This window comes from Microbacterium sp. GbtcB4 (genome assembly GCF_019091465.1).
GTDB lineage: Bacteria > Actinomycetota > Actinomycetes > Actinomycetales > Microbacteriaceae > Microbacterium > Microbacterium paraoxydans.
The window spans coordinates 295,825-317,175 of sequence record NZ_JAGXJJ010000003.1 but is presented as its reverse complement, the minus strand read 5'-3'; the positions used below and the strand labels follow the sequence as shown (position 1 = coordinate 317,175).

The following is a 21,351-nucleotide window of genomic DNA, read 5'->3' as shown; positions in this document are numbered from 1 at the left end:
GGCGTCCGTCACAATGGGACGATGAATCGACGGATGCTGCTGTGGTGGGGCGTCGCCTGCCTCCTCCTGGCCACTGCCCTCGGCGCTCTCGTCGTCTTCGTGTATCCGCAGACGCCCGGCCTCGACCAGTGGTGGAACGACACGATCGCCGCGGTCCGCGCGGACTGGATGCTGAGCTTCGCCCTCGCGCTGAACTGGATCGGCGGTGGCTGGGTCGCCATCCTCGCCGTGCCGCTGGCGACCATCGCCGTCCTGCTGTTGCTGCGCCGATGGCGGGGGGCGCTGTTCGCCGCGTTGTGCTTCCTCGTCAGCGCCGGAGCCGTCCAGCTCCTGAAGAACGTCTTCGGCCGTGCCCGGCCGCACGACATGCTCGTGGTGAGCGACTACGGCTCGTTCCCGTCCGGTCATACCGCGAATGCGGCGACCATCGCCCTGGTGCTCTGGGTGCTCTTCCCGCGGGTGTGGGTGGCGATCGTGGGGGCGGCCTGGATCGTGCTCATGGCGCTGTCGCGCACCTTCCTGTCGGTGCACTGGGCGACGGACACCCTCGGCGGGGCGTTCGTCGGTGCCGGTGTCGTGCTCGTGCTCGCCGCCTGGCTGGTGCCGTGGGTGCGACGCGACGTCGAGGCGACTGCCCGCGCCGATAGGCTGAGCGGAACCTGACCCGTCCGAGGAGCCCCCGTGTCGCGCATCCGTCCCTACCGTCCGACCGATCGCCCGGCGATGTTCGAGATCTGCCTGCGGACGGCCGACGCCGGGGGAGACGCCACCGGGGTGCTGCCCGATGACGAGCTGTGGGGGAACCTCTTCGCGGTGGCGTACGTCGAACGGCACCCGGACCTCGCCTGGGTCGTGGAGGCGGAGGACGGGCGCACCATCGGCTACATCGTCGCCACCGACGACACCGACGCCTTCTACGCCTGGTTCCGCGACGAGTGGTGGCCCGGCCTGCACGCGCGCTATCCGCGAGCGGCGGACCCGCAGACGCGCGAGGAGAAGCTGATCGAGTACGGCTACACCAGGGAGCCGGGGGTCGAGCCGCATGCCGCCGAGTACCCGGCGCATCTGCACATCGACCTGCTCCCGGAGACCCAGGGGCAGGGACTCGGTCGCGGTCTCATCGAGACGCTCTTCGCCGAGCTGCGCCGGCGCGGTGTCCCGGCGCTGCACCTCGGCATGGATCCCGCGAACTCCGGCGCGGCCGCGTTCTACGAGCGGCTCGGCATGACCGTGCTCCCGTCCGCACCCGGTGGTCTGACGTACGGGGTGCGCTTCGACGGCTGACGCCGCCCGAAACGAGAGAAGACCTCCGCGATGCGGAGGTCTTCTTCGTCTGTGGCGGTGACGGCGGGATTCGAACCCGCGGTTGCTTGCACAACACACGCTTTCCAAGCGTGCTCCTTCGGCCGCTCGGACACGTCACCAGGGAACAACCTGTCCATCCTATCCGATGTCCCGGGGGCCTCGTGACATACCGGCGATGCCGGCCCGCGACCACGAAACCTGTTATATTGCGCGTCAGCAGAGGTCTGTATATCTTCATATGAAGACGCAATGGCGTCAGACGGATCCGGTTCTCTGGGGGGATCATGGGGACGAGTGCGACGACGGCACGGCAGGACGACGGGTCGACGGGCGAAGATCCGCTCCTCGGGCCGCACGCCCTGCGGGCGTGGGTCACCGGCGGGCACGCGGCACGCGGTCGCGTGTTCCTGCGCGAGGCGGAGACCGGGGCTGAGGCCCTCGCGGCTGCGGCCGACCCCGAGGACGTGATCCTCGAGCCCGCAGGATCGGCGCCTCGGCCGGCGGCGGCGCGGGTCGTCGGCTACGGAGGACGGCTCGCCGACCTCGGTGACGAGCTGTTCCTGGGGGAGCGTGGCGTCGAGCTCCAGGACTACATCGCGGCCTCCTTCGTCCAGATCGTCGGACCGACGGCCATGCGCTTCTTCGACGAGGCGAGCTGGCGTGCCTTCCTCGACGACGCCGACCTCGCTCGCGGCACCGGAGTCTTCGCCGCCGCGATGCTCGACCCGCGGGTGCTGCTGGCGGACCGCTCCGCTCTCGCGCGGCCGCAGGAGGTGGAGACTCCGCGCGCCGTCCGCATCGACGGGGACGGCGGTGTGCATCTCGGGCTGCAGGGGGAGGCGATCGGCCACGTGGACGACCTCCCCGACGCCCTCGGATGGGCTCTCCCGCGGGCGTCGATGCTGGGCGGCGTGCCCGGCTCGGCCGACCTCGTCGCCGAACTCGACACCCGGCCGTGGCTCCGTCGATACCTGGACGCCGCCGATCTCCGGAAGATGCTCCGCCTGCCGAACGGCACCGCCCGGATCGCGGGCTACGGGTGGGCGCTCCTCGATGACGACCTCGCGGATGCGGAGGCCCTGGCCGACGACCCGTTCCTGCTCGACACCGCCGAGGGGTTCCTGCTCGCCGACGTCCGGACGCTCCGTCGGCATCTCCTGTCGCCGCTGACCGCCGCGGTGGTCGACGCGATCCAGACCTCGAGCACACGCGGGCGGGCGGCGGCGCGCGTGGCGCGCGCTTGCGGAGTGCCCGATGCCCACGCACGGCACCTGTGCCTGGAGGCGCTCGCCGCGCTCGGCGTCCACCTCGGTGCGCGGACCGAGGACGCCTCGGGGGACGGTGCGAGATGAGCGTGCCGCACGCGCTGTGGACGTCGATGCTCCCCGCCGACACCGCGTTCCCTCCGGATCGGGTGGCGATCGGGGCCGCCGGTCATCGCCTCTTCTACGCCGACGGCTCCGACCGCCTCTGCGCGACCAGCGGCCTGTGGAACGTGCCCCTCGGCTTCGGCAATCCCGCGGTGACCGAGGCCGTGAGCAGGGCGACCCGCGACGCGTCGTACCTCTCGCTGTTCCGCGCCCCGCACCGGTACGCCGAAGACGCCGCCGACGCCCTCATCGCCCTCGCGGGCTCCGACCGCTACCGGCGGGTGATCTTCTCCACCTCCGGCGGGGCGGCCAACGACGCCGCCATGAAGCTCGCCCGGCAGTACTGGGCTCAGCAGGGCGCGGGCTCGCGGTCGCTCGTCGTCGGCCTGCGCGGCAGCTATCACGGCACGATGTACGGCAGTCATGTGCTGAGCGGCGACGACCTGCTGCAGTCGGTCTACGGCGTCGACAGGCGCACGGTGCGGCACGTGTCGCACACTGACGAGGGGGCGGAGCTCGAAGCGCTGCTGGAGCGTGAAGGCTCCCGCGTCGCCTCCGTCGTGGTGGAGCCCGTCCTCGGCAGCGGCGCCCATGCCTTGTCCGCCGCCTTCGTCCGTCGTCTCCTGGAGCTGAGGGAGCGGCACGGGTTCCTGCTGGTGGCAGACGAGGTGGCGACCGGTTTCGGGCGCACCGGCGCGATGTTCGCCACCGACCGCTGGGCAGCCGCCCCGGACGTCCTCCTCGTGTCGAAGGCGTTGACGAACGGGGCGATGGGAGCGGCGGCGCTCCTCGTCGGAGACCGCATCGCGACGGCGTTCGCCCGCGGCGGATGGACGTTCGTGCACGGGGAGACGCAGGCGGGCACGCCTGCCTGCGCAGCCGCGGTCCTCGCCGTGATCGACGAGCTCCGCCGTATCGACGTCGAGGCCACCACGCAGGCCCTGGCGTCGACGCTGCATCGCCTCGCGAGGACCTGGCAGGAGGACGGGATCGTCACCGACGTCAGCGGCAGCGGCTGCTTCGTCGGGGTGGGGCTCCGCCGCCCGGACGGGTCTGCGCTCTCCGGGACCGACGTCCTGGAGGTGGTGTCCGCCATCGCCGACAGCGGTGTCGTGGTGCACCCCGGTCCGAGCTCCTTCCAGCTCATCCCCGGCTACGGCTTCACCCCGGCGGAGGTGGCCGAGACCGACCGGGCCGTGCGAGGCGGCCTGGCTCGGGCGCGGGAGGCGGTGGCATGACCGTGCCGTTCACCGCACGCGTCCCCACGCTGTGGCACGGGTCGCGCGCACGAGAGAGGATGGTGGGTCTGACAGCGGGACGCGACACGCTGGTGCTCGCCGACGCGGCCGTCGCGCACCCTCTCCCCACCCCGCAGTCGGGCCGGACCATGACGGTGGACGCTGCCGCGGTGGATGAGCTGGGGATCCTCCTGATCGCCGAGGAGCTCGTGCGGCGACCGCCCGAGGTCATCGTGGCCGTCGGCGGCGGAAGCGTCCTCGATGCGAGCAAGATCGCGGCCCTCGCGCTCAGCCCCGGACGCCTCCTGGACTTCGCCCTGCGGCACGCGGCGACCTCGGCACTCACGATCCTGCCCGACGCGCCTCCGCCGGTCGACATCGTCGCGATGCCGACGACGCTCGGCACGTCGTCGGAGACGAACAGTGTCGCCATCCTCCGGAACCGCTGCGGAGCCCGGCTCCTCGTCGGTCGCCCGCTGCGTCCGCGCCACGCCGTCCTCGATCCCGACCAGCTCGCCACGCTCACCCCTGCTGCCGTGCGAGAGGGAGCGCTGGAGGCGTTCCTCCGGGTGGCCGGCGCCTCGACGAGTCCACGGACGGCGCGGGCCGACCGCGACGCGCGGATCCTCGGTCGGGCGTTGCTCGAGGCGGCCGCGCGGGACGTGATGTCGACGACGGGACGCCTGCGCCTCGCACGGCTCAGCGCCGCGACCCAGCGCACGGCCGCCCTTCGCGGCCCCGATCCGTACAGCGCCCGGCACTGGTACCTCGCGAACGAGGTCGCCTTCCATCTCGGCGTCCGCAAGATGACGGCCACGGCGGCGGTCATCGCCGCCGTCTGGCAGCGGATCGGTGCGGGCGATCCACGCTGGGGCGACCGCGCCAGCCTCGACGCCTTCTGGGCCGGCGTCGCGGCGGGGACAGCACTGCCTCGCGATCCGGCCGCCGGCATCGCCGTCGTCGTCGATCAGGGCGGCCTCCCGTCACCGCCGCGCCCGAGCGCACGGGAGATCGATCGGATCGCCGACGCCGTGGAGAGGGCGTGGGGTGATCACCGCCCCATGCTGCGCGGAATCCGCGCCGCGGACGTCCGCGCTGTGCTCCACGACTCCCGGTGGAGCCCGTCCCCGGTCGGCGATCGCCGGCCCCGAGTGGCGGAGAGGAGGTGACGGGAATGAACGAAAGCACGGAGATGAGCATCCGGTTCCAGGAGCTCGACCCGATGGAGGCCCCCAGTTGGGACAGCTTCTACCAGGGCGTGATCGGCGCGCTGGTCCTCATCGGGATCGGTGCGGCAGCCGCCACGTGATGCCGTCCGGCAGCACCCGATCGGAGAAAGGAAGGAGGGACGCATGAACGCAGCACTGCCGGCGCTCGAGTTCACCGAACTCGAGGCCATGGACGCGCCGGGCGATGCCGATGACTACATCCGCGGCTTCGCTGTGGGCGTGATCATCGGAATTCTCGCTCTGACCTAGGAGGTGCACTGTGCAGTCCACGTCGCTGGAGTTCCTGGAACTCGAACAGATCGACACCCCGCTCGAGTGGTGGGAGCACGCGAGCTACATCATCGCGATCATCGGCGGAGCCGCCGCCATCGCGACCTGACAGCGGGTGCGGGCGGGATCGTCCGCCCGCACCCCCCCGACCATCCAGCCGAGGAGAGGCGATGCACGGATGACGTCCCTGATCACCGAGACCGTGGCGGCACGGCTCGACCTCGTCGGCGCGACCGCCAGGGCACAGGACCTGTACGCCGGAGCCGGCACCGACTTCTACGACCGGCTCGTCGGCCCGGACCGGGCGGAGATCCGCGAGGTCCTGGGGCTCGCGCACACGGCCCCCGGACCCGTCCTGGACCTCGCCGCGGGCAGCGGACGGCTGACGATCCCGCTCGCACGCTCCGGGCACCGCGTCACGGCGGTCGATCTCTCCGCGGACATGCTCGCCCGCCTCCGCGGCGCCGTGCCGCACGGAGCGACCGTCGAGTGCGTCGTGGCGGACATGCGCGACCTCGCGCTCGGCGGGCACTTCGGCCTCGTCGTCCTCGGGGCGACCTCCATCACGCTGCTCGATCGCGAAGACCGGGCGCGTCTCTACGCGGGCGTTCGACGTCATCTGGCCTCCGCCGGCGTCTTCGCCCTCACCATCGCGGACGGGGTGTCGGCGGACGCTCTCGCAATCCCGACCGACCGCGAGATCACGGTCCCCGGCAGCGCCGGAGACGAGCCCTACCTCTTCGCACAGCAGATCGAGGACGACGGCGCCGCACGGCTGGTCAACTGGGTCCGCCTCGCGGACATCGCCCCGCGTGCGGAGGTGCCGGTCCTCACGAGTCGCCTGCACGTGCTGACCCCCGAGGTCCTCGCGGGTGAGCTCGTCGCCGCGGGGTTCACGGCGCCGGAGAGGTCTCCCGTGCGGACGCCCGCGGGCGTGGAGATCCTGCTCCTCACGACCTCCCGCGCCGGGGATGGAAGGGGCCGGCGATGACGACGGCAGGACCTCGACCCGATCGGCGTCGCCGCGGGGACGGCCGCGCCTCCCTCACGGCGGACTCGTGCCCGTCTCTCGCCGCCGGCGTCGCGTTCGAGCCGACGGCGGAGGGGTCCGGGTGGCTCGCCACCGTCCAGGGCGTGCCGACCGCCCGACTATCCCGAGCGGTGGTCGACCTGCTGACGGCGATGGACGGCCGGACTCCTGTCTCGGCGTTGCAGACGCGCTTCGCCCCGGGGGAGACCGACGAGAGCGTGCTGCGACTGATGGAGCGCTTCCGCGACAACGGGCTCCTGGACGGGGGCGCGTCCCGGCTGCCCGGCCGTGTCACGTATCGGCCGCCGTTCACCGTGCAGTTCGCGACCCTCCGCGCTTCCGCGCTCTTCGCGCGTCTCGACCGTGTGGTCGTGCCCGTACCGCGTCGTGCGGTCCTCGCGGTCGTCGCCGCGGTGGTCGGTGCCGGGATCGTCGGCGCGGCCCTGCACCTCGGCGAGCTGGGTGCCGTGCTCGCTCGTCCTGTGCCGCTCGCCGGCTTCGCCCTCGTCGTCGTGGCGCTCGGCCTCGCGACCCTGATCCACGAGACCGCGCACGGGCTCACCCTCACCCGGCTGGGAGGCCGGCCGCGGCGCGCGGGGTTCATGCTCCTTTACCTCACGCCCGCCTTCTTCGTCGATGTCACGGACGGCTGGCGGCTCCCCGACCGCCGGCATCGTGTGGCGATCGCCCTGGCCGGCCCCGCCGTCCACGCCACGGTGGCGGCGGTGGCCATGCTCGCCGCTCTCGCCCTGCCGTCGTCGGCGGCCCGCGAGACACTGCTGCTCCTCGCGATCTCCTGCACGGTCGTCGTGCTCGTGAACCTGATCCCCTTCGTGCGCTTCGACGGGTACCTCGCCCTGATGAGCGCCCTGGACGAGCCGAATCTCCGGAGGAGGTCGATCCGCGACGGCGCGGGCTTCCTCGCCGGCCTCGTGTTCGGGGCGCCGCGGCAGCCGCGGGCGCTGGAGCGGTGGTGGAGCGTGCCGTTCGGTCTCTGCTGCCTGGCGGCCCCGGTCGTCATGGTGCTGTTCGCAGTCGTCCGGACCGCGCAGCTGTTCGACGGAGGTGGCCCGGCGGCGAGCCTCTTCGTGCTCGCTCTGGAGGCCGTCGTGGTCGCGGCGGGTGTCGTCCTCCTGGTGCGCGCTCTGCTCCGGGTGTGGCGATCCGGTGCCTCGCGGTTCCGCCTCGTCGGCGTGACCGCCGCGCTCGCGGCCGGAATCGTGGCCGCCGGCATCCTCGTCCCGGTCCCGACGGCCGCGGTGCTGGGGTTCTCCGTGGACGACGACCGGGTGGTCCTGGTGCAGGGCGGACGGGATCCCGGCGCCCGCATCCCGGACGGCGCTCCGGTGGTCCTGTCGACGCGGGGCATCCTCGCCAGCGAGTACCGCGGCGAGGGGACGATCAGGACCCGACCTGCGACGGAGACCGAGGTGCCGATCGAGGCGCTCTTCCCGGTCAGGATGCCCGAGGCATCGGTCCCGGCGACGGCCGTGGCGGAGGTGGAGGTGACGGGGGAGCGGGGTGCCCTGCCGGCGGCCGGACAGGCGCGCGTCGACCTCGGCACGACCCCGCTCTGGCAGGCGCTCTGGGCGACGGTCGCGTCCCCGCTGGCAGCTCTCACGAGCGAGGAGGAGAGAGGATGAACATGAATCAGCACGCCATCGAGGTACGTGGCCTCACGAAGAGGTTCGGACGCCGCACCGCCGTCGAAGACCTGTCGTTCGCGGTGCCCCGCGGGGCGATCGTCGGGCTTCTCGGCCCGAACGGCGCGGGGAAGTCGACGACGCTGCGGGCGATCGTCGGACTCGTGCGGCCGACCAGCGGCGAGGCCGTCATCGACGGGGCGCCGTTCGGGACGCTGGACAACCCGGCGGCGCACGTCGGCGTCCACATGGACGGGTTCGGCTTCGAGCCCGGCATCTCGGGGCGACGCCACCTGGAGATCTGCCGGCTCGCCGCCGGGATGCCCCGCGACCGCGTCGACGAGGTGCTGGACGAGGTGGGCCTCGCCGCCGATGCGCGCCGTCGTGTGAAGACCTACTCGACGGGCATGGCGCAGCGGCTGGGCCTGGCCGCGGCATTGATCGGTGCGCCGCGGACGCTCATCCTCGACGAGCCTGCCAACGGTCTGGACCCCGACGGCATCCGGTGGCTGCGCCGGTTCCTCCGCGGCTTCGCCGAACGCGGCGGCACGGTGCTCGTCTCCAGTCATCAGCTCTCCGAGCTCGAGCAGGTCGTGGACGAGGTGGTCGTCATCAAACGGCGCGCGCTCTTCGCCGGGAGGCTGGACGACCTCGTCACGGGCGGGGCCGACTCGCTCGAGAGCCGGTACTTCGACCTCGTCGAAGGAGCCCCCGCATGAGCGGCGTGATCCGCGGCGAACTGCTGCGCGCGGTGAGCGGGTTGTCGATCCTGGCCGTGTACCTCGTCGCGGTCCTCATGCCGGCCTTCGTGCTCTTCTCCGACGGCTCCCGTCTCGCGGTGGACGGCCTCGACGCGGGCACGGCGACGGCCCGGCTGCTGGAGCCGCTCGCGTGGTCGGTCATCTCGGCGGCGTTCGTCGGCGCGTACCCGGTGACGCGGGAGTACTACTACGGCTCCATGGACCGGACGCTCACGGCGGTCGGGTTCCGCCGCGCCTTCCCGGGGAAGCTGGTCGCGGGCGTCTTCATCGCCCTCACGCTGGCCGTGGCCGTCATCCTGCTGTGGACGCTCGGCATCTCCGTCTTCCTCGCCCGGCACGGGCTCAGCCTCGTGTTCACGGCGGAGGCAGGGCGCATCGTCGTGGGGGCTCTGGGCGGTGTGGTCCTCGGTGCCCTCATCGGCGGCGCGATCGGCTGGATCACCCGGAACTACTACGCGACGGCGATCATCGTCCTCGTCTTCCCGATGGCGCTGGAGTTCGCGATGCTGCGGACCGCGCCCGAGATCGCGCGGTTCTCTCCCGGTATGGCCATCGCGGCGCTGAGCGTGCCGGAGTACCAGGGCCGACTGCTCGCCTTCGCGCCCGCCCTCGCCATCGGGACGGCATGGGCGGTCGGCCTCGTCGCGCTCGCCGCCGTCCGGGGACGGCGGAGCGTCGCGTGATCGGTCGAGCGCTGCGGGCACAGGCGCGGGGCGCGGCCGGGGACGTCGTCCTCCTCGGGGTCGCGCTGGCGGCCTTCCTGCTGTCCCTCTCCCTGGCGATGAGCATCCCGGCGGAGCTCGCCGAGGCCCCGTCGGCGGCCCGGGAGGAGCTCGTCGCCCCCTTCGACGCCGTGCTCGCGACCTACGCCGGCATCCTCGCGGCCGTCTACGGCTCCTTCCGCTACACGATCGACCGGCGGGACGGCGTCGTCGCGCAGCGGCTGATGCTGGAGTCCCGATGGGCGCTGCTCGTCGCCCGGGTGCCCGCCGCGGCGCTGGGCGGCGCGGTCGTCGCGGGCGCCGCGGTGGTCGGCGGTCGCACGGCGCTGCTCGTCACCATGGGCGGCGTGCCCGTGAACGCGTCGGCCGTCGCGTCGGCTATCGCCCTCGGTGCGGCCGCGGCGCTGTGGGGGCTGGGCGTCGGCATCGTCGTGCAGGCGCATCTCGCGGCGCTCTTCGCCGCCGCGCTCACGATGGGGTTCGGGATGCTCGTCGCGCTGTTCTGGAGCGCAGGCGCCGCATACCTGCCTCTCCCGGCCCTGCTCGGCGCCTTCCAGTTCGACGTGTCCGTCATCGGCATCCCGGCGGATCGACGCCTCGGGCCCGCGGCCGTGCCCTTCGCGGCAGGATGGGTCCTGCTCGCGGGCGGCGCAGGGGCGATCGTCTTCCTGCGGAGGGACGTGTCGTAGCGCTTCAGGAGGCGACGTAGGATTCCTGGGTGGCCACCCCCAAGATCGTCCTCTTCTACGCGTTCACCCCGCTCGCCGACCCGGAGGCCATCCGCGTCTGGCAGCGTGACCTCGGCGAGGCGCTGGGGCTGCGCGGACGGCTGCTGATCTCGGCGCACGGCGTCAACGGCACTCTGGGCGGGGACCTCCCGGCTCTGAAGAAGTGGGCGCGTTCGTTCCGCTCCTACGCCCCCTTCCGGGACACCGACATCAAATGGAGCGAGGGCACCGGACTCGACGAGGCGGGCCGCAGCCTCGATTTCCCGAAGCTGAGCGTGAAGGTGCGCGACGAGATCGTGTCGTTCGGCGCCCCGGACGAGCTCCGCGTCGACGCGGACGGCGTCGTCGGCGGAGGCGCGCGGCTCACCCCCGACCAGCTGCACGCCCTGGTCGCCGAGCGCGGGGACGAGGTCGTGTTCTTCGACGGCCGGAACGCGCTGGAGGCTGAGATCGGACGCTTCCGCGGCGCCGTCGTGCCGGACACCGAGACCACCAGGGACTTCGTGCGTCTGCTCGACTCCGGCGTGTACGACGACCTGAAGGGCAAGCCCGTCGTCACCTACTGCACCGGGGGCATCCGCTGTGAGGTGCTGTCGAGCCTCATGGTGTCCCGCGGCTTCGGCGAGGTCTACCAGCTCGAGGGCGGCATCGTCCGCTACGGCGAGACGTACGGCGACGACGGCCTCTGGGACGGATCGCTCTACGTCTTCGACGGGCGCGGGTCCGTCGACTTCTCGGATCACGCGCGCGTCATCGGCGTGTGTGCAGGGTGTGGTGCGGCGACCAAACGCACCGCGAACTGCCCCGACCTCTCCTGCCGGATGCAGTTCGTGGTCTGCGCGGACTGCGAGGCCGTCACGTGCCCGGCGCATGCGACGGCTGCTCCGTCGCAGACCTGAGCGTCCGGCGGCCGAGCGTCAGATCAGGAGCCGCGAGTCGGACCCCCGCGGGGCGTAGAGCGACCGCGGCAGCAGCACGGCTCGGGCTCGCGTCGTGCCGTCGACATGCGCGCGGAGGCTGACGAGCACGGACCGCAGGGGCGCCGCGAGATCGTCCTCCGCCGCGGACGAGCGAGCGTAGTTGGCCCGCTCCACGGCCGTGATGAGCCGCCCCAGCGCCTCCTCGTCCGCCCCCGCCTCCCGGACGAGCCCGGCGGCCCGCATCCGAGGACTGTCCGCATCCGAGACCGCGATCCGGAGGTCGAGGAGGGTGTCCCGCAGTTCCGCCCAGGCGGCGGCCGCGTCGCCTCGCGCCGCACGGCGCATGCGGACGCGCCGCTCGACGATCCGGACGGCCGCCGGAAGCAGAAGGAGGGCCACGACTCCGAGCGCGGCGAGGAGCACGGGCGTCGGGTCGAGCCGTCTCAGCTCCCCGGAGTCCGTCGAGCCGGCATCCGCGTCCCTCCGGTCGACCTCCGGGCCCGACGTCTCCTCGGTCTGAGGTGCCGTGGTCGGTGCCGGGGTGGTCGGGCTGCCGCCGGTCCCCCCTCCGGTGATCCCTGCACGGAAGGCCGTGGGCACGCCGAGGGAGGCGGTCGGCTCGAACGGTACCCAGCCGATCCCCGGGAACAGCACCTCGGGCCAGGAATGCAGCTGGTCGCTCGACACCGAGAAGATCGACTCGTCTCCGCGCTTCTCATCGGTAGGCGACCCGGGGAGGTACCCCACCACGATGCGCACCTGCATGCCCAGGCTTTCGGCCATGAGGGCGAAGGAGCCTGCGAAGTGCACGCAGTACCCGGACCGCTCTTCGAGGAAACGGGCCACCGCGTCAGCGCCGGTTCCGTCGAACCCCTCGTCGACGGGCGTCTCCAGCGAGTACTCGAACTCCGACCGGAACCAGTTCTGCAGCGCGACCAGACGGTCGTAGTCGGACTCCTCGTCCGCGGTGACCTCTGACGCCAACTCGGAGATGATTCCGGGCAGCTCGACGTCCTCGCGCTCCGCGTCCTCGACGGGCGGGGCGGCCTCCGCCGCGCGGATCTGCTCCAGGGTCGGTGTCACTCGGAGCGAGGTCACGGTGTAATCGTTGCCGACCGCATCGGCACGGCGGGAGAACAGGGTGCGGTTCTCGGGCGAGACGCGCCATGCTGCGCTGAGTCCCTGCACGTCGGTGGCGGGATACGGCAGCGGCAGCCAGGAACTCGACATGCGCAGCACTCGGATCGAGGTCGTCTGCTCGGCGGTGGTGATGTCGTCTCCCCACTCCGGTTCGCCGAAGCCGTCGACCTGAGACTGCAGGTCGCCGCGATCGGGCTGCCACACGCGGCCGTCGAACCGGGAGAGCGTCGTGAGACGGAGGTACGGGGCGGCGTCCGCCTTCGCGGCCACGGTCAGCACTTCGACGGGGCTCGGCTGCCGCAGATCGTCGCCCAGCCGCAGCGAGGCATCGACCGTCACGCCGACCCCGGTGCCCGTGATGGTCGAGCCGACCGGGAGCAGCGGCGTCACGACGAAGGTGGTCGCGAGGGCGGCGGCGCCCACGGCGACCGCGACCCCTGGCGACGATCGGCGCGGCGACTCCGGATGGCGGCGGGCGGTGAAGCGGAACACGAGGAGGCCCACGACAGCCGCCGCGGCGAACCACCCCAGGTTCGGGGCACCCAGGGTGATGATCATGGGCACCGCGCCGGTGACGCCCATCAGCACGGTCGCGAGCACGGCGGATCGGTTCACGATGAGGAGATCGAGCAGGATCGCGACGACCGCGAAGCCCGCGCCGAGGGCCGCTGCGAGCCCCGGAGTGGCCTCCAGCGGGGCGGAGCCGAAGACGATCTCCTCCGCTGCCGCCGCAGCCAGGACCTGGAACCGGCTCAGGGTCGCGGCCGTCGGGACGACCCCGACGGCCGCGGTGTCCCCCGCGAGGAGCAGCGTGAGCACGCCGACCGCCACGATGATCTGCCCCAGGAGGGCGAGCAGCCCGGCGATGCCCTCCGAGCGCCTGCGCAGGAGGTGACGCACGAGCGCGCCGACCCCCACGACCGCGATGATGACCACGGTCGCGACGAAGGACCAGGTCCCCGGGACGATGACGGCGGTGAACGGCCACAGCGCCGTGAGTGCGGCGAGCCCGGCGAGGGCCGCCGGCGCGAGCACACCGGGCGGCGGCTCCTCCCTGTCGCGGTGCCAGCGTGCGCTCGTGCCGGCGGGGACAGGAGCGGGCTGCGGGCGCTCAGCGCGGAACATCGGTGGCTCCCGTCCGTGCCGACAGCGCGTCGTCCCAGGCGTCCGCCACGTCGATGCCGAGCCGCGTCACCGTCCAGCCGTGGTGGCGGGCGGCGTCCTCCGCTCCCGGAAGCGGATCCGTGCTGAACAGCAGCGGCGCCGCAGCCCCGGCCGGGCGCAGCAGCGCGGCGTCCTCCTCGTCCAGCCGTCCGGTCACGTAGACGAGCGGGCCCGGCGGAGTCCCTCCGAGGAGGGCGACGAGATCGCGTCTCTCACCGCGTGGCGTCACCATCGCCAGGGCGACGAGGAGTCCGTCCCGGTCGTCCTCGTGTCCGCGGAGCGCGCCGAGGAGCGTGCCGGCGCTGTCCAGGACGTCGACGCTGTACCCCTCCGCTGCGAGGTGGACGGCGGCGGATGCGCACAGGGAGACGGCGGCCTCGAACGCCGGGTCGACGACATCGGCGCCCGGCGCCCAGCCGCCGGCGGCGCGGTCGAGCACGACGACCGCGTCCGGGCTCGATTCCTCTTCCTCCTGCCGGACCATGAGCTCGCCGCGGTGTGCCGTGGCCCTCCAGTGGATGCGACGCATCGAGTCGCCGGGGGCGTACCCCCGGGGCGAGAGGTTGTCGCTGCCCTGGCCGAGGCGGGTGGACGAGGTGTGCGCCGTCCCGCCCGCGGCGCCGATCCGCACGGCGAGCGGGGTGAGCGCGAAGACCTCCGGGACGACCGTGACGGTGCGCGTGTCGCCGAACGCCTGCTCGCGCTGGGCGAGACCGAACGGATCGACCGTCCGCAGCACGAGGGGCCCCAGGGGCCAGACGCCGCGGCGCACGCCGGCGACGAGGTAGCTGAGCTGGGGTGTGTCCGCGGGGTATTCGCCGCTCGAGTCTCCGGTGACCGCGGTGGGAAGGACGTCGTGCCACAGCCCGTGCGGGACCCGGAGGGCGCGCAACGTGAAGCGGACCGTGACCCGCGAGGTCTCGGACACCGTGAGCAGGTCGGTCGAGATCTGCCGACTGACCGTCCCGGAGCGCCGCGGGAGGCGTACGGCGAGGGCGGCGAACAGCGTGAGCGCGGCCAGCAGCACCCCGAGGTACAGCAGGATCCGCGCGCCGAGGACGTTGGCCGCGATCACGCATGCGAGGGCGGCGATGAGCGCACCGGTGCCGCGCGGCGTGAGCAGTCGACGTCGGCGCATGGCGGTGTCCTCAGGAACGGGTCGCGACGGGCACGCGCACGCGCTCCGCGATCTGGGTGAGCGCCGCCTCGACCGGCTGGGCGCCCGCCCGATGCGCGCCGCGGGCCGGGAGCAGCCGATGGGCGAACACGGGGATCAGCAGGTCCGTGATGTCATCCGGGATGACGTAGTCGCGGCCGTCCAGTGCGGCCCAGACCTTCGCGGCGCGGACGAGCTGCAACGTGGCCCGCGGGCTGGCGCCAAGGTGCAGGCTGGGGTCGTTCCGCGTCGCCTGGGCGAGGGCGACGGCGTACTCCTCGAGCGCGGGCGCCACATGCACGGCCCGGGCCCAGGCGATGAGCTGCGAGATCGCGGTGGCGTCCGCGACCGGGGTCACGGTCGCCAGCGGGTTCACGACGTCACGCTGCCGCAGCATGAGGGCCTCGGCCGCGGGGTCGGGGTAACCCATCGAGATGCGCATCATGAACCGGTCGCGCTGCGCCTCGGGGAGCGCGTAGGTGCCCTCCATCTCCAGCGGGTTCTGCGTGGCGACGACGAGGAACGGGTCGGGCAGCCGATGCGTGGAGCCGTCGACCGTGACCTGTCCCTCCTCCATGGCCTCCAGGAGTGCGGACTGGGTCTTGGGGGAGGAACGGTTGATCTCGTCGGCGATGACGATGTGGGCGAAGACGGCGCCGCGCTTGAACTCGAACTCGCGATCGACGGGGTTGTAGACCGAGACCCCCGTGACGTCGCCGGGCAGGAGGTCAGGGGTGAACTGGATGCGCCGGACGGTGGCGTCGACGGTCGCGGCGAGGGCGCGCGCCAGCATCGTCTTCCCGACGCCGGGCACGTCCTCGATGAGCAGATGGCCTTCGGCGAGAAGGCAGACGAGGGCGCTGCGCACGGCCTCGGGCTTCCCGTCGATCACCTGGCTGATCGAGCCGAGGATGGCCGCGGTCTGGGCGGCGAATCCGTCGGCGTCGATCGCGACCGGGCTCAGGGGGGCGTTCTCTGGCATGCGTTCCCTCTCGTCCGGCGCAACGATGCGCGTGCATCGATCGTACGCTCCGCACGGCCCACGGGACCATGCCGGGCTGCCCGGTATCCCGCAGACAGCGGGCCGGCGGTCAGCCCCAGATCCGGTACCGCGCCGTCGAGCAGGGTGGTATGCATTGAGTGCTCGGATGGTGAACAGTCGCTCGGGGTCGGGTCAAACAGGGACAGGTGTGCTGCAGTGGTGAGGAGGACGCGGGCGGCTCAGGCGTGCATGGTTCTCTCGATGGCCGTGATGCTCACCGCATGTGGACCTGATACAGGCGGAATCGCCGAAGAGCGTCTCGGAAACGATGTGGGGGCCGCAGTGGCTGCGATGAGCACGGCGGTGGAGTCGACCCCCACCGGCAGCGATCCCGCCCCCGAACACTACGCGGAGGTTTCCACATTCGAACTCTTGTCCGGGCTCGAGGAACTGCCAGATGCTCGGGCAGCGAACACCATGTACTGCTTGCAGCGTGCCGGCGACACGATCACAGCCTGTGTGTTCTTCCCCATCAACGTCTCGATCCCGTCCGGCCTGGCCGGATATTCGGCAAGCGTCTATGGGTGCGCCGAGTTGTCGGGCGTGCCGGGGAGCTTCGATGTCCAGGTCGCGGACGTCGAGTGCCCGTCGGAGTTGGTCGACTGGTTCTCCGAACGAGCAGATGAGGAACCGTCCGTCGTCTCCGTCCGCGCATCGATGGATCCCTGACCTGCACAGTCTCTCGACGAGCGGGGTGTGTCATCGCGACGGTCGGCGTCGGGTAGAGTGGACGACGGCTCTCCGCGTGGCGGCATCCAGGCCAAATCCCCCAGGGCGGAAACGCAGCAAGGGTAACCGGGCTCTGCTGGGTGCGCGGAGGGTCTTTTCTTTTGCCCGCGTCCAGCCGGCCCCCGGGTGCTCCTGCGAGAATCGAGCGGTGACCGTTCCTCCGCCGGCCAGGCCCGAGCATCCGCTGCGGCGATTCGCCTCGCCCGTGCTCCTGCTCGCGGCGATGTGGGCCGTGCAGTTCGCGGACGCCGTGCTGCCGGGCTCCTTCAGCGGCCTCGGCATCCGCTCGTGGGACCCTGCGGGACTCCTGGGGATCGTCTTCGCCCCGCTGCTGCACGCGAGCTGGGCGCATCTGATCGCGAACTCCGTGCCGTTCCTCGTGCTCGGCTGCCTGGTCGCGGTCGAGGGCACGCGCCGGTTCTGGGCCGTCACCGTGATCGTCGCGGTCGTCGGCGGGCTCGGGACCTGGCTCGTGAACGCCCCCGGAACGCTGACCGTGGGCGCCTCCGGGCTCGTGTTCGGGTACTTCGGCTACGTGGTGATGCGGGTGTTCGCCCCCGGGCGCGTGTCGCACCGCATCCTCTACGCGGTGATCGCGGTCGTCGTGGTCGGCCTGTACGGCGGCACCATGCTGGCCGGGGTGTTCGGCGTCGCGGACGGCGTGTCCTGGCAGGGCCATCTGTTCGGTGCCATCGGGGGCGGTGCAGCCGCGCTCGCCGGACGGCGTCCCGACCAGCGCCGCGCCGTCGGACGATGACGGCTCGGCGCACGAGCAGGACGACGGGGACGCGGACCACGTCGACTCGGCGGCCCGCCGCGTCGCGCGAGGCCGCCAACCGCCGACGCCGCGAGGCCCGCCGTCGGGCCGCCCGGCGCGCACAGCGGAAGCGGATCCTGCGGCGCGTCGCCGTGTCCGCCGCGGTGGTGGCCGCGGGGGCGGTGCTGCTCGTGCTCATCCCGCTGGGGCTGGCGAGGGATCCGGCGCCGGTCTGCCTCGACCGGCCGTCGACCTTCCCCCAGGCGGGCGTCGCCGGGTGGAGCGGCGAACAGCTCGAGAACGCCGCGACCATCATCCGCACCGCCGACGAGCTCGGGTTCGCGCGGGACGGCCAGATCCTCGGCGTCATGACCGCGATGGGGGAGAGCAGCCTGCGCAACATCGACTACGGGGACTGGGAGACGCGCGGCTGGACCAATCCGGATGGATCGCGCACGACGAGCATCGGCCTCTTCCAGCAGCAGGACTGGTGGGGGAGCGCGGAGCAGCGGATGGATCCCGCCACCGCGGCCCGGTTGTTCTTCGAGCGCCTGGCGCGGGTCCCCGACTGGCGGTCGATGGCGCCGTCGCACGCCATCCACCGGGTGCAGGTGAACACGGACCGGGACTACTACGCGCGGTACCAGGAGGATGCGGCCGCCGTCGTCGACGTGCTGTCCGGCCCGTGCGAGTGACGCGCGCGTTTGTCACGGCAGCGGCGGGGTGCGGTGTCGGGGTGCCCGCCTAAGCTGGAGCCGTGTCGCGGAGCATCTACATCACCTCGGCCGAAGGCCACACCGGGAAGTCGACGATCGCCCTCGGGGTGCTCGATGCGCTGATGCGCGTGTCGCCGCGCGTGGGCGTGTTCCGCCCGATCGCCCGCGCGGTCGCCGAGCGCGACGAGATCCTCGAGCTGCTGCTCGCCCACGACGGCGTCCAGCTCGAGTACGAGGACTGCATCGGCGTCACCTACGACGACGTGCGCGCCGATCCCGAGGGCGCGCTGTCGACCATCGTCGCGCGCTTCAAGGCCGTCGAGGCGCAGTGCGACGCCGTCGTCATCGTCGGCAGCGACTACACCGACGTCGCGAGCCCCGCCGAGCTCGGCTTCAACGCCCGGATCGCGGCGAACCTCGGCGCCCCCGTCCTGCTCGTGCTGAGCGGACGCGACCAGCAGCGGCAGGCCGAGCAGCTCGGCACGACCACGGCGCGGGAGGCCGCCGCCGTCGGCCAGATCGCCGCCCTGGCGCTGCCGGAACTGGCCGAGGAGCGCGCGGAGCTGTTCGCGGTGGCCGTGAACAGGGCCGACCCCGACGGGCTCGACGCCATCGTCGACGCGGTGCGGGCGGTCCTCCCCGAGGGCACGCCGGTCTGGGCGCTCCCCGAGGACCGCGCGCTCGTCGCGCCGTCCATCCGCGGCATCGTCTCCGCGGTCGACGGGACGCTGCTCAAGGGCGACGAGGATCGTCTGACCGCGGTCGCGCTGTCGATCGTCGTGGCCGGCATGTCGATGGTGAACGTCCTGCCGCGCCTCACCGACGAGGCCGTGGTCGTGATCCCCGCAGACCGCACCGAGGTGCTGCTCGCCGCCCTTCTCGCCGACTCCTCCGGCACGTTCCCGCGGATCGCCGGGATCATCCTCAACGGGCCGTTCCCGCTGCCGGACCCGATCCTCCAGCTGCTCGACGGGTTCGCCTCCTCGGTGCCGATCATCACCACCGACCTCGGCACCTACGACACGGCGGTGCGGGTGATGGGCACCCGCGGACGCATCTCCGCCGACTCGCGCGGTCGCTACGACCGGGCGCTCGGACTCTTCCAGGCGCACATCGACGTGGCCGAGCTCACCGAGCAGCTCGGGCTCGCGGAGGCGCACGTCGTCACGCCGCTCATGTTCCAGTACGGCCTGATGGAACGCGCGCGGTCCGACCGCCGCCACATCGTCCTCCCCGAGGGCGACGACGACCGCATCCTCCGGGCGGCGGCGGCGCTGCTGTCCCGCGAGGTGGCGGAGCTGACGATCCTCGGCGACGACGGCGCGATCCGCGCGCGGGCGACGGAACTCGGCCTCGACATCGCCGGCGCGCAGGTGCTGAGTCCCACCGACCCGGCCCTCGTTGAGCGCTTCGCCGCCGAGTACGCGCGGCTGCGCGCCCACAAGGGGATCACGCTCGCGCAGGCCGCCGACACCGTCACCGACGTCTCCTACTTCGGGACGATGATGGTGCATCTCGGGCTCGCCGACGGCATGGTCTCCGGTGCCGCGCACACCACGGCGCACACGATCCGGCCGTCCTTCGAGATCATCAAGACGAAGCCGGGGGTGAACGTCGTCTCCAGCGTGTTCCTCATGGCCCTCGCCGACCGCGTGCTCGTGTACGGCGACTGCGCGGTCATCCCCGATCCCACGGCCGAGCAGCTCGCCGACATCGCGATCTCGTCCGCCACCACCGCCCGGCAGTTCGGCATCGACCCCCGCGTGGCGATGCTGTCGTACTCCACCGGCGAGTCCGGGTCCGGGGCCGACGTCGACAAGGTCAGGGCGGCGACGGCGCTCGTGCGCGAGCGCGCTCCCGAACTCCTCGTGGAGGGTCCGATCCAGTACGACGCCGCCGCCGACGCGGCGGTCGCCAAGGCCAAGCTGCCGGACTCGGCCGTGGCGGGGCGCGCGACCGTGTTCGTCTTCCCGGATCTCAACACCGGCAACAACACCTACAAGGCGGTGCAGCGCTCCGCCGGCGCCGTGGCCATCGGTCCGGTGCTGCAGGGGCTCAACAAACCGATCAACGACCTGTCCCGCGGCGCGCTCGTCGACGACATCGTGAACACGGTGGCCATCACGGCGATCCAGGCCCAGGGCGCCGAACGAGCGGGGGAGAAGGCGTGAGCGCGATCCTCGTCATCAACAGCGGGTCGTCCTCGCTGAAGTACAGCCTCATCGACACGGCGCACGAGGACGAGCTCGCCAGTGGGCTCATCGAGCGCATCGGCCAGGACTCCAGCCCCGTCGCCCACACCGTGCGCCCGGAGCCGGGTGACGGACCGTCGGCGACGATGCTCGACGCCACCTACCGCGACGAACAGGCCATCCCCGACCACGCCGCGGCCTTCGAGGTCATGCGCGCGCAGTTCGCCGCGCACGGCCCCTCCCTCGACGCGCATCCGCCGGTCGCGGTCGGACATCGGGTCGTGCACGGCGGTGCGCGCTTCTACGCGCCGACCCTGATCGACGCCGACGTCGAGCGGCAGATCGACGAGCTCGCCGTGCTCGCGCCGCTGCACAATCCGGCGAACCTCGCCGGCATCCGGGCGGCCCGCGCCGTGTTCGACAGCGTCCCGCACGTGGCGGTGTTCGACACCGCGTTCCACCAGACGCTGCCGCCGGCGGCCTACACCTACGCGATCGATGCGGCGCTCGCCGCCGAGCACCGGGTCCGCCGGTACGGATTCCACGGCACGAGCCACCAGTACGTCAGCGAGACCGCCGCACGGTTCCTCGGGCGCGACCTCCGGACCCTCCGGCAGCTCGTGTTCCACCTCGGCAACGGCGCCTCGGTCACCGCGATCGACGGGGGTCGCTCGGTCGAGACCTCGATGGGCCTCACGCCGCTCGAGGGCCTCGTCATGGGCACGCGGTCGGGTGACATCGACCCGGCCGCTCTCGTGCATCTGTCCCGTCGCGCCGGCTACACCATCGACGACCTCGACGCGCTGCTGAACACCCGCAGCGGGCTGGCGGGACTCGCCGGACGCAGCGACATGCGCGACATCCTCGCCGGCGTCGCCGCGGGGGAGGAGGCCGCCACGCTCGCCTTCGACGTGTACGTCCACCGCCTGCGGGCCTATGCCGGCGCCTACATCGCCCAGCTCGGCGGGGTCGACGTCGTGTCCTTCACCGCCGGCGTCGGTGAGAATGCGGCGCCCGTGCGGGCGGCGGCGATGGCGACGCTCGGCTTCGCGGGGATCGAGATCGATCCCGCCCGCAACGAGGCGAAGGAGCGCGGCGTCCGCGTCATCTCGACGGACGCCTCGGCCGTGACGGTCCTCGTCGTCCCCACCGACGAGGAGCTCCAGATCGCCAGGCAGACGGCCGAACTGCTCTGATCGCGGTCCGGGGTTACCCCGCGCGCGCCACCGCCATTACGCT

Annotated in this window: 22 protein-coding genes, 1 tRNA gene and 1 other RNA gene; 20 read left to right on the top strand and 4 right to left on the bottom strand. The window is 72.4% G+C overall.

Annotation, left to right across the window (positions count from 1 at the left end; translation table 11 throughout):
• Window positions 1-21 precede the first annotated feature (21 nt).
• Window positions 22-663: a phosphatase PAP2 family protein gene (locus KVS71_RS07475; RefSeq protein WP_234024150.1), complete on the top strand. Its 642-nt coding sequence runs from the start codon at window positions 22-24 to the stop codon at window positions 661-663.
• Window positions 664-681: 18 nt separating this feature from the next.
• Complete coding sequence (locus KVS71_RS07470; protein WP_217584247.1) at window positions 682-1,284, top strand: GNAT family N-acetyltransferase; 603 nt, start codon at window positions 682-684, stop codon at window positions 1,282-1,284.
• 52 nt (window positions 1,285-1,336) lie between these two features.
• Here KVS71_RS07470 and KVS71_RS07465 read toward each other — a convergent pair.
• Window positions 1,337-1,424: transfer RNA gene (locus KVS71_RS07465), tRNA-Ser, on the bottom strand.
• 165 nt (window positions 1,425-1,589) lie between these two features.
• Between KVS71_RS07465 and mpaB the strand changes: the two genes are divergently transcribed.
• From mpaB to KVS71_RS07420, 12 genes are all read left to right on the top strand, one after another.
• A complete protein-coding gene (gene mpaB, locus KVS71_RS07460) occupies window positions 1,590-2,657 on the top strand; it encodes a daptide biosynthesis RiPP recognition protein (RefSeq protein ID WP_217584246.1) in 1,068 nt (355 codons plus the stop codon).
• Window positions 2,654-3,913, top strand: coding sequence for a daptide-type RiPP biosynthesis aminotransferase (mpaD, locus tag KVS71_RS07455; RefSeq protein WP_217584245.1), 1,260 nt, complete (start codon window positions 2,654-2,656; stop codon window positions 3,911-3,913). The genes mpaB and mpaD overlap by 4 nt, the downstream gene beginning before the upstream one ends.
• Window positions 3,910-5,082 carry a daptide-type RiPP biosynthesis dehydogenase gene (gene mpaC, locus KVS71_RS07450; protein ID WP_060922560.1) on the top strand — a complete coding sequence of 391 codons (1,173 nt, stop codon included), beginning with the start codon at window positions 3,910-3,912 and terminating at the stop codon, window positions 5,080-5,082. Before mpaD ends, mpaC begins: the two co-directional genes overlap by 4 nt.
• A gap of 5 nt (window positions 5,083-5,087) precedes the next feature.
• Window positions 5,088-5,222 carry an MpaA1 family daptide-type RiPP gene (gene mpaA1, locus KVS71_RS20255; RefSeq protein WP_255218700.1) on the top strand — a complete coding sequence of 45 codons (135 nt, stop codon included), beginning with the start codon at window positions 5,088-5,090 and terminating at the stop codon, window positions 5,220-5,222.
• A 43-nt stretch (window positions 5,223-5,265) separates the two neighbouring features.
• Window positions 5,266-5,391 (top strand): MpaA2 family daptide-type RiPP, encoded by a 126-nt coding sequence (mpaA2, locus tag KVS71_RS20250; RefSeq protein WP_255218699.1) that lies wholly within the window; start codon window positions 5,266-5,268, stop codon window positions 5,389-5,391.
• Between the two features lie 10 nt (window positions 5,392-5,401).
• Window positions 5,402-5,521, top strand: coding sequence for an MpaA3 family daptide-type RiPP (gene mpaA3 / locus KVS71_RS20245; RefSeq protein WP_301178377.1), 120 nt, complete (start codon window positions 5,402-5,404; stop codon window positions 5,519-5,521).
• 69 nt (window positions 5,522-5,590) lie between these two features.
• Window positions 5,591-6,403: a daptide-type RiPP biosynthesis methyltransferase gene (gene mpaM / locus KVS71_RS07445; RefSeq protein WP_217584244.1), complete on the top strand. Its 813-nt coding sequence runs from the start codon at window positions 5,591-5,593 to the stop codon at window positions 6,401-6,403.
• A complete protein-coding gene (gene mpaP / locus KVS71_RS07440; RefSeq protein ID WP_060922558.1) occupies window positions 6,400-8,085 on the top strand; it encodes a daptide biosynthesis intramembrane metalloprotease in 1,686 nt (561 codons plus the stop codon). The genes mpaM and mpaP overlap by 4 nt, the downstream gene beginning before the upstream one ends.
• Window positions 8,086-8,087: 2 nt before the next feature.
• On the top strand, window positions 8,088-8,804 hold the full coding sequence (locus KVS71_RS07435; protein WP_060922565.1) for an ATP-binding cassette domain-containing protein: 717 nt from the start codon (window positions 8,088-8,090) through the stop codon (window positions 8,802-8,804).
• Entirely contained in the window at window positions 8,801-9,529 is a 729-nt protein-coding gene (locus KVS71_RS07430; protein WP_060922557.1) for a hypothetical protein, read from the top strand. Before KVS71_RS07435 ends, KVS71_RS07430 begins: the two co-directional genes overlap by 4 nt.
• On the top strand, window positions 9,526-10,257 hold the full coding sequence (locus KVS71_RS07425) for a hypothetical protein (RefSeq protein WP_083370907.1): 732 nt from the start codon (window positions 9,526-9,528) through the stop codon (window positions 10,255-10,257). The genes KVS71_RS07430 and KVS71_RS07425 overlap by 4 nt, the downstream gene beginning before the upstream one ends.
• A gap of 29 nt (window positions 10,258-10,286) precedes the next feature.
• Window positions 10,287-11,195 carry a rhodanese-related sulfurtransferase gene (locus KVS71_RS07420; RefSeq protein WP_060922556.1) on the top strand — a complete coding sequence of 303 codons (909 nt, stop codon included), beginning with the start codon at window positions 10,287-10,289 and terminating at the stop codon, window positions 11,193-11,195.
• Between the two features lie 18 nt (window positions 11,196-11,213).
• Here the strand turns inward: KVS71_RS07420 and KVS71_RS07415 are convergent, their stop codons facing one another.
• Genes KVS71_RS07415 through KVS71_RS07405 form a run of 3 tightly spaced genes read right to left on the bottom strand, consistent with a single transcriptional unit; the run spans window position 11,214 to window position 15,658 of the window.
• Window positions 11,214-13,481 carry a DUF3488 and transglutaminase-like domain-containing protein gene (locus tag KVS71_RS07415; protein WP_217584243.1) on the bottom strand — a complete coding sequence of 756 codons (2,268 nt, stop codon included), beginning with the start codon at window positions 13,479-13,481 and terminating at the stop codon, window positions 11,214-11,216.
• Window positions 13,468-14,658: a DUF58 domain-containing protein gene (locus KVS71_RS07410; protein ID WP_217584242.1), complete on the bottom strand. Its 1,191-nt coding sequence runs from the start codon at window positions 14,656-14,658 to the stop codon at window positions 13,468-13,470. The genes KVS71_RS07415 and KVS71_RS07410 overlap by 14 nt, the downstream gene beginning before the upstream one ends.
• Before the next feature lie 10 nt (window positions 14,659-14,668).
• Entirely contained in the window at window positions 14,669-15,658 is a 990-nt protein-coding gene (locus KVS71_RS07405) for a MoxR family ATPase (protein ID WP_060922553.1), read from the bottom strand.
• 261 nt (window positions 15,659-15,919) lie between these two features.
• On the opposite strand from KVS71_RS07405, the gene KVS71_RS07400 reads away from it, so the two are divergent.
• From KVS71_RS07400 to KVS71_RS07375, 6 genes are all read left to right on the top strand, one after another.
• Complete coding sequence (locus KVS71_RS07400) at window positions 15,920-16,387, top strand: hypothetical protein (protein ID WP_157547022.1); 468 nt, start codon at window positions 15,920-15,922, stop codon at window positions 16,385-16,387.
• Window positions 16,388-16,450: 63 nt separating this feature from the next.
• Window positions 16,451-16,547: signal recognition particle sRNA small type (gene ffs / locus KVS71_RS07395), an RNA gene on the top strand.
• Window positions 16,548-16,595: 48 nt separating this feature from the next.
• The gene (locus KVS71_RS07390; protein ID WP_060922551.1) at window positions 16,596-17,204 is read left to right on the top strand and encodes a rhomboid family intramembrane serine protease; all 609 of its coding nucleotides are present in this window, start codon (window positions 16,596-16,598) and stop codon (window positions 17,202-17,204) included.
• The gene (locus tag KVS71_RS07385; protein WP_157547021.1) at window positions 17,201-17,899 is read left to right on the top strand and encodes a hypothetical protein; all 699 of its coding nucleotides are present in this window, start codon (window positions 17,201-17,203) and stop codon (window positions 17,897-17,899) included. Before KVS71_RS07390 ends, KVS71_RS07385 begins: the two co-directional genes overlap by 4 nt.
• 62 nt (window positions 17,900-17,961) lie before the next feature.
• Window positions 17,962-20,091, top strand: a complete 2,130-nt coding sequence (pta, locus tag KVS71_RS07380) for a phosphate acetyltransferase (RefSeq protein WP_060923289.1) — start codon at window positions 17,962-17,964, stop codon at window positions 20,089-20,091.
• The gene (locus tag KVS71_RS07375) at window positions 20,088-21,308 is read left to right on the top strand and encodes an acetate/propionate family kinase (protein WP_060923290.1); all 1,221 of its coding nucleotides are present in this window, start codon (window positions 20,088-20,090) and stop codon (window positions 21,306-21,308) included. Before pta ends, KVS71_RS07375 begins: the two co-directional genes overlap by 4 nt.
• Window positions 21,309-21,351 lie beyond the last annotated feature (43 nt).

Bases quoted from the DNA above. Each gene is read 5' to 3' on its own strand.
- KVS71_RS07475 (WP_234024150.1), top strand. From the start codon at position 22: ATGAATCGACGGATGCTGCTGTGGTGGGGCGTCGCCTGCCTCCTCCTG.
- mpaB (WP_217584246.1), top strand. From the start codon at position 1,590: ATGGGGACGAGTGCGACGACGGCACGGCAGGACGACGGGTCGACGGGC.
- mpaD (WP_217584245.1), top strand. From the start codon at position 2,654: ATGAGCGTGCCGCACGCGCTGTGGACGTCGATGCTCCCCGCCGACACC.
- mpaC (WP_060922560.1), top strand. From the start codon at position 3,910: ATGACCGTGCCGTTCACCGCACGCGTCCCCACGCTGTGGCACGGGTCG.
- mpaA1 (WP_255218700.1), top strand. From the start codon at position 5,088: ATGAACGAAAGCACGGAGATGAGCATCCGGTTCCAGGAGCTCGACCCG.
- mpaA2 (WP_255218699.1), top strand. From the start codon at position 5,266: ATGAACGCAGCACTGCCGGCGCTCGAGTTCACCGAACTCGAGGCCATG.
- mpaM (WP_217584244.1), top strand. From the start codon at position 5,591: ATGACGTCCCTGATCACCGAGACCGTGGCGGCACGGCTCGACCTCGTC.
- mpaP (WP_060922558.1), top strand. From the start codon at position 6,400: ATGACGACGGCAGGACCTCGACCCGATCGGCGTCGCCGCGGGGACGGC.
- KVS71_RS07435 (WP_060922565.1), top strand. From the start codon at position 8,088: ATGAATCAGCACGCCATCGAGGTACGTGGCCTCACGAAGAGGTTCGGA.
- KVS71_RS07430 (WP_060922557.1), top strand. From the start codon at position 8,801: ATGAGCGGCGTGATCCGCGGCGAACTGCTGCGCGCGGTGAGCGGGTTG.
- KVS71_RS07415 (WP_217584243.1), bottom strand. From the start codon at position 13,481: ATGTTCCGCGCTGAGCGCCCGCAGCCCGCTCCTGTCCCCGCCGGCACG.
- KVS71_RS07410 (WP_217584242.1), bottom strand. From the start codon at position 14,658: ATGCGCCGACGTCGACTGCTCACGCCGCGCGGCACCGGTGCGCTCATC.
- KVS71_RS07405 (WP_060922553.1), bottom strand. From the start codon at position 15,658: ATGCCAGAGAACGCCCCCCTGAGCCCGGTCGCGATCGACGCCGACGGA.
- KVS71_RS07400 (WP_157547022.1), top strand. From the start codon at position 15,920: ATGGCCGTGATGCTCACCGCATGTGGACCTGATACAGGCGGAATCGCC.
- KVS71_RS07385 (WP_157547021.1), top strand. From the start codon at position 17,201: ATGACGGCTCGGCGCACGAGCAGGACGACGGGGACGCGGACCACGTCG.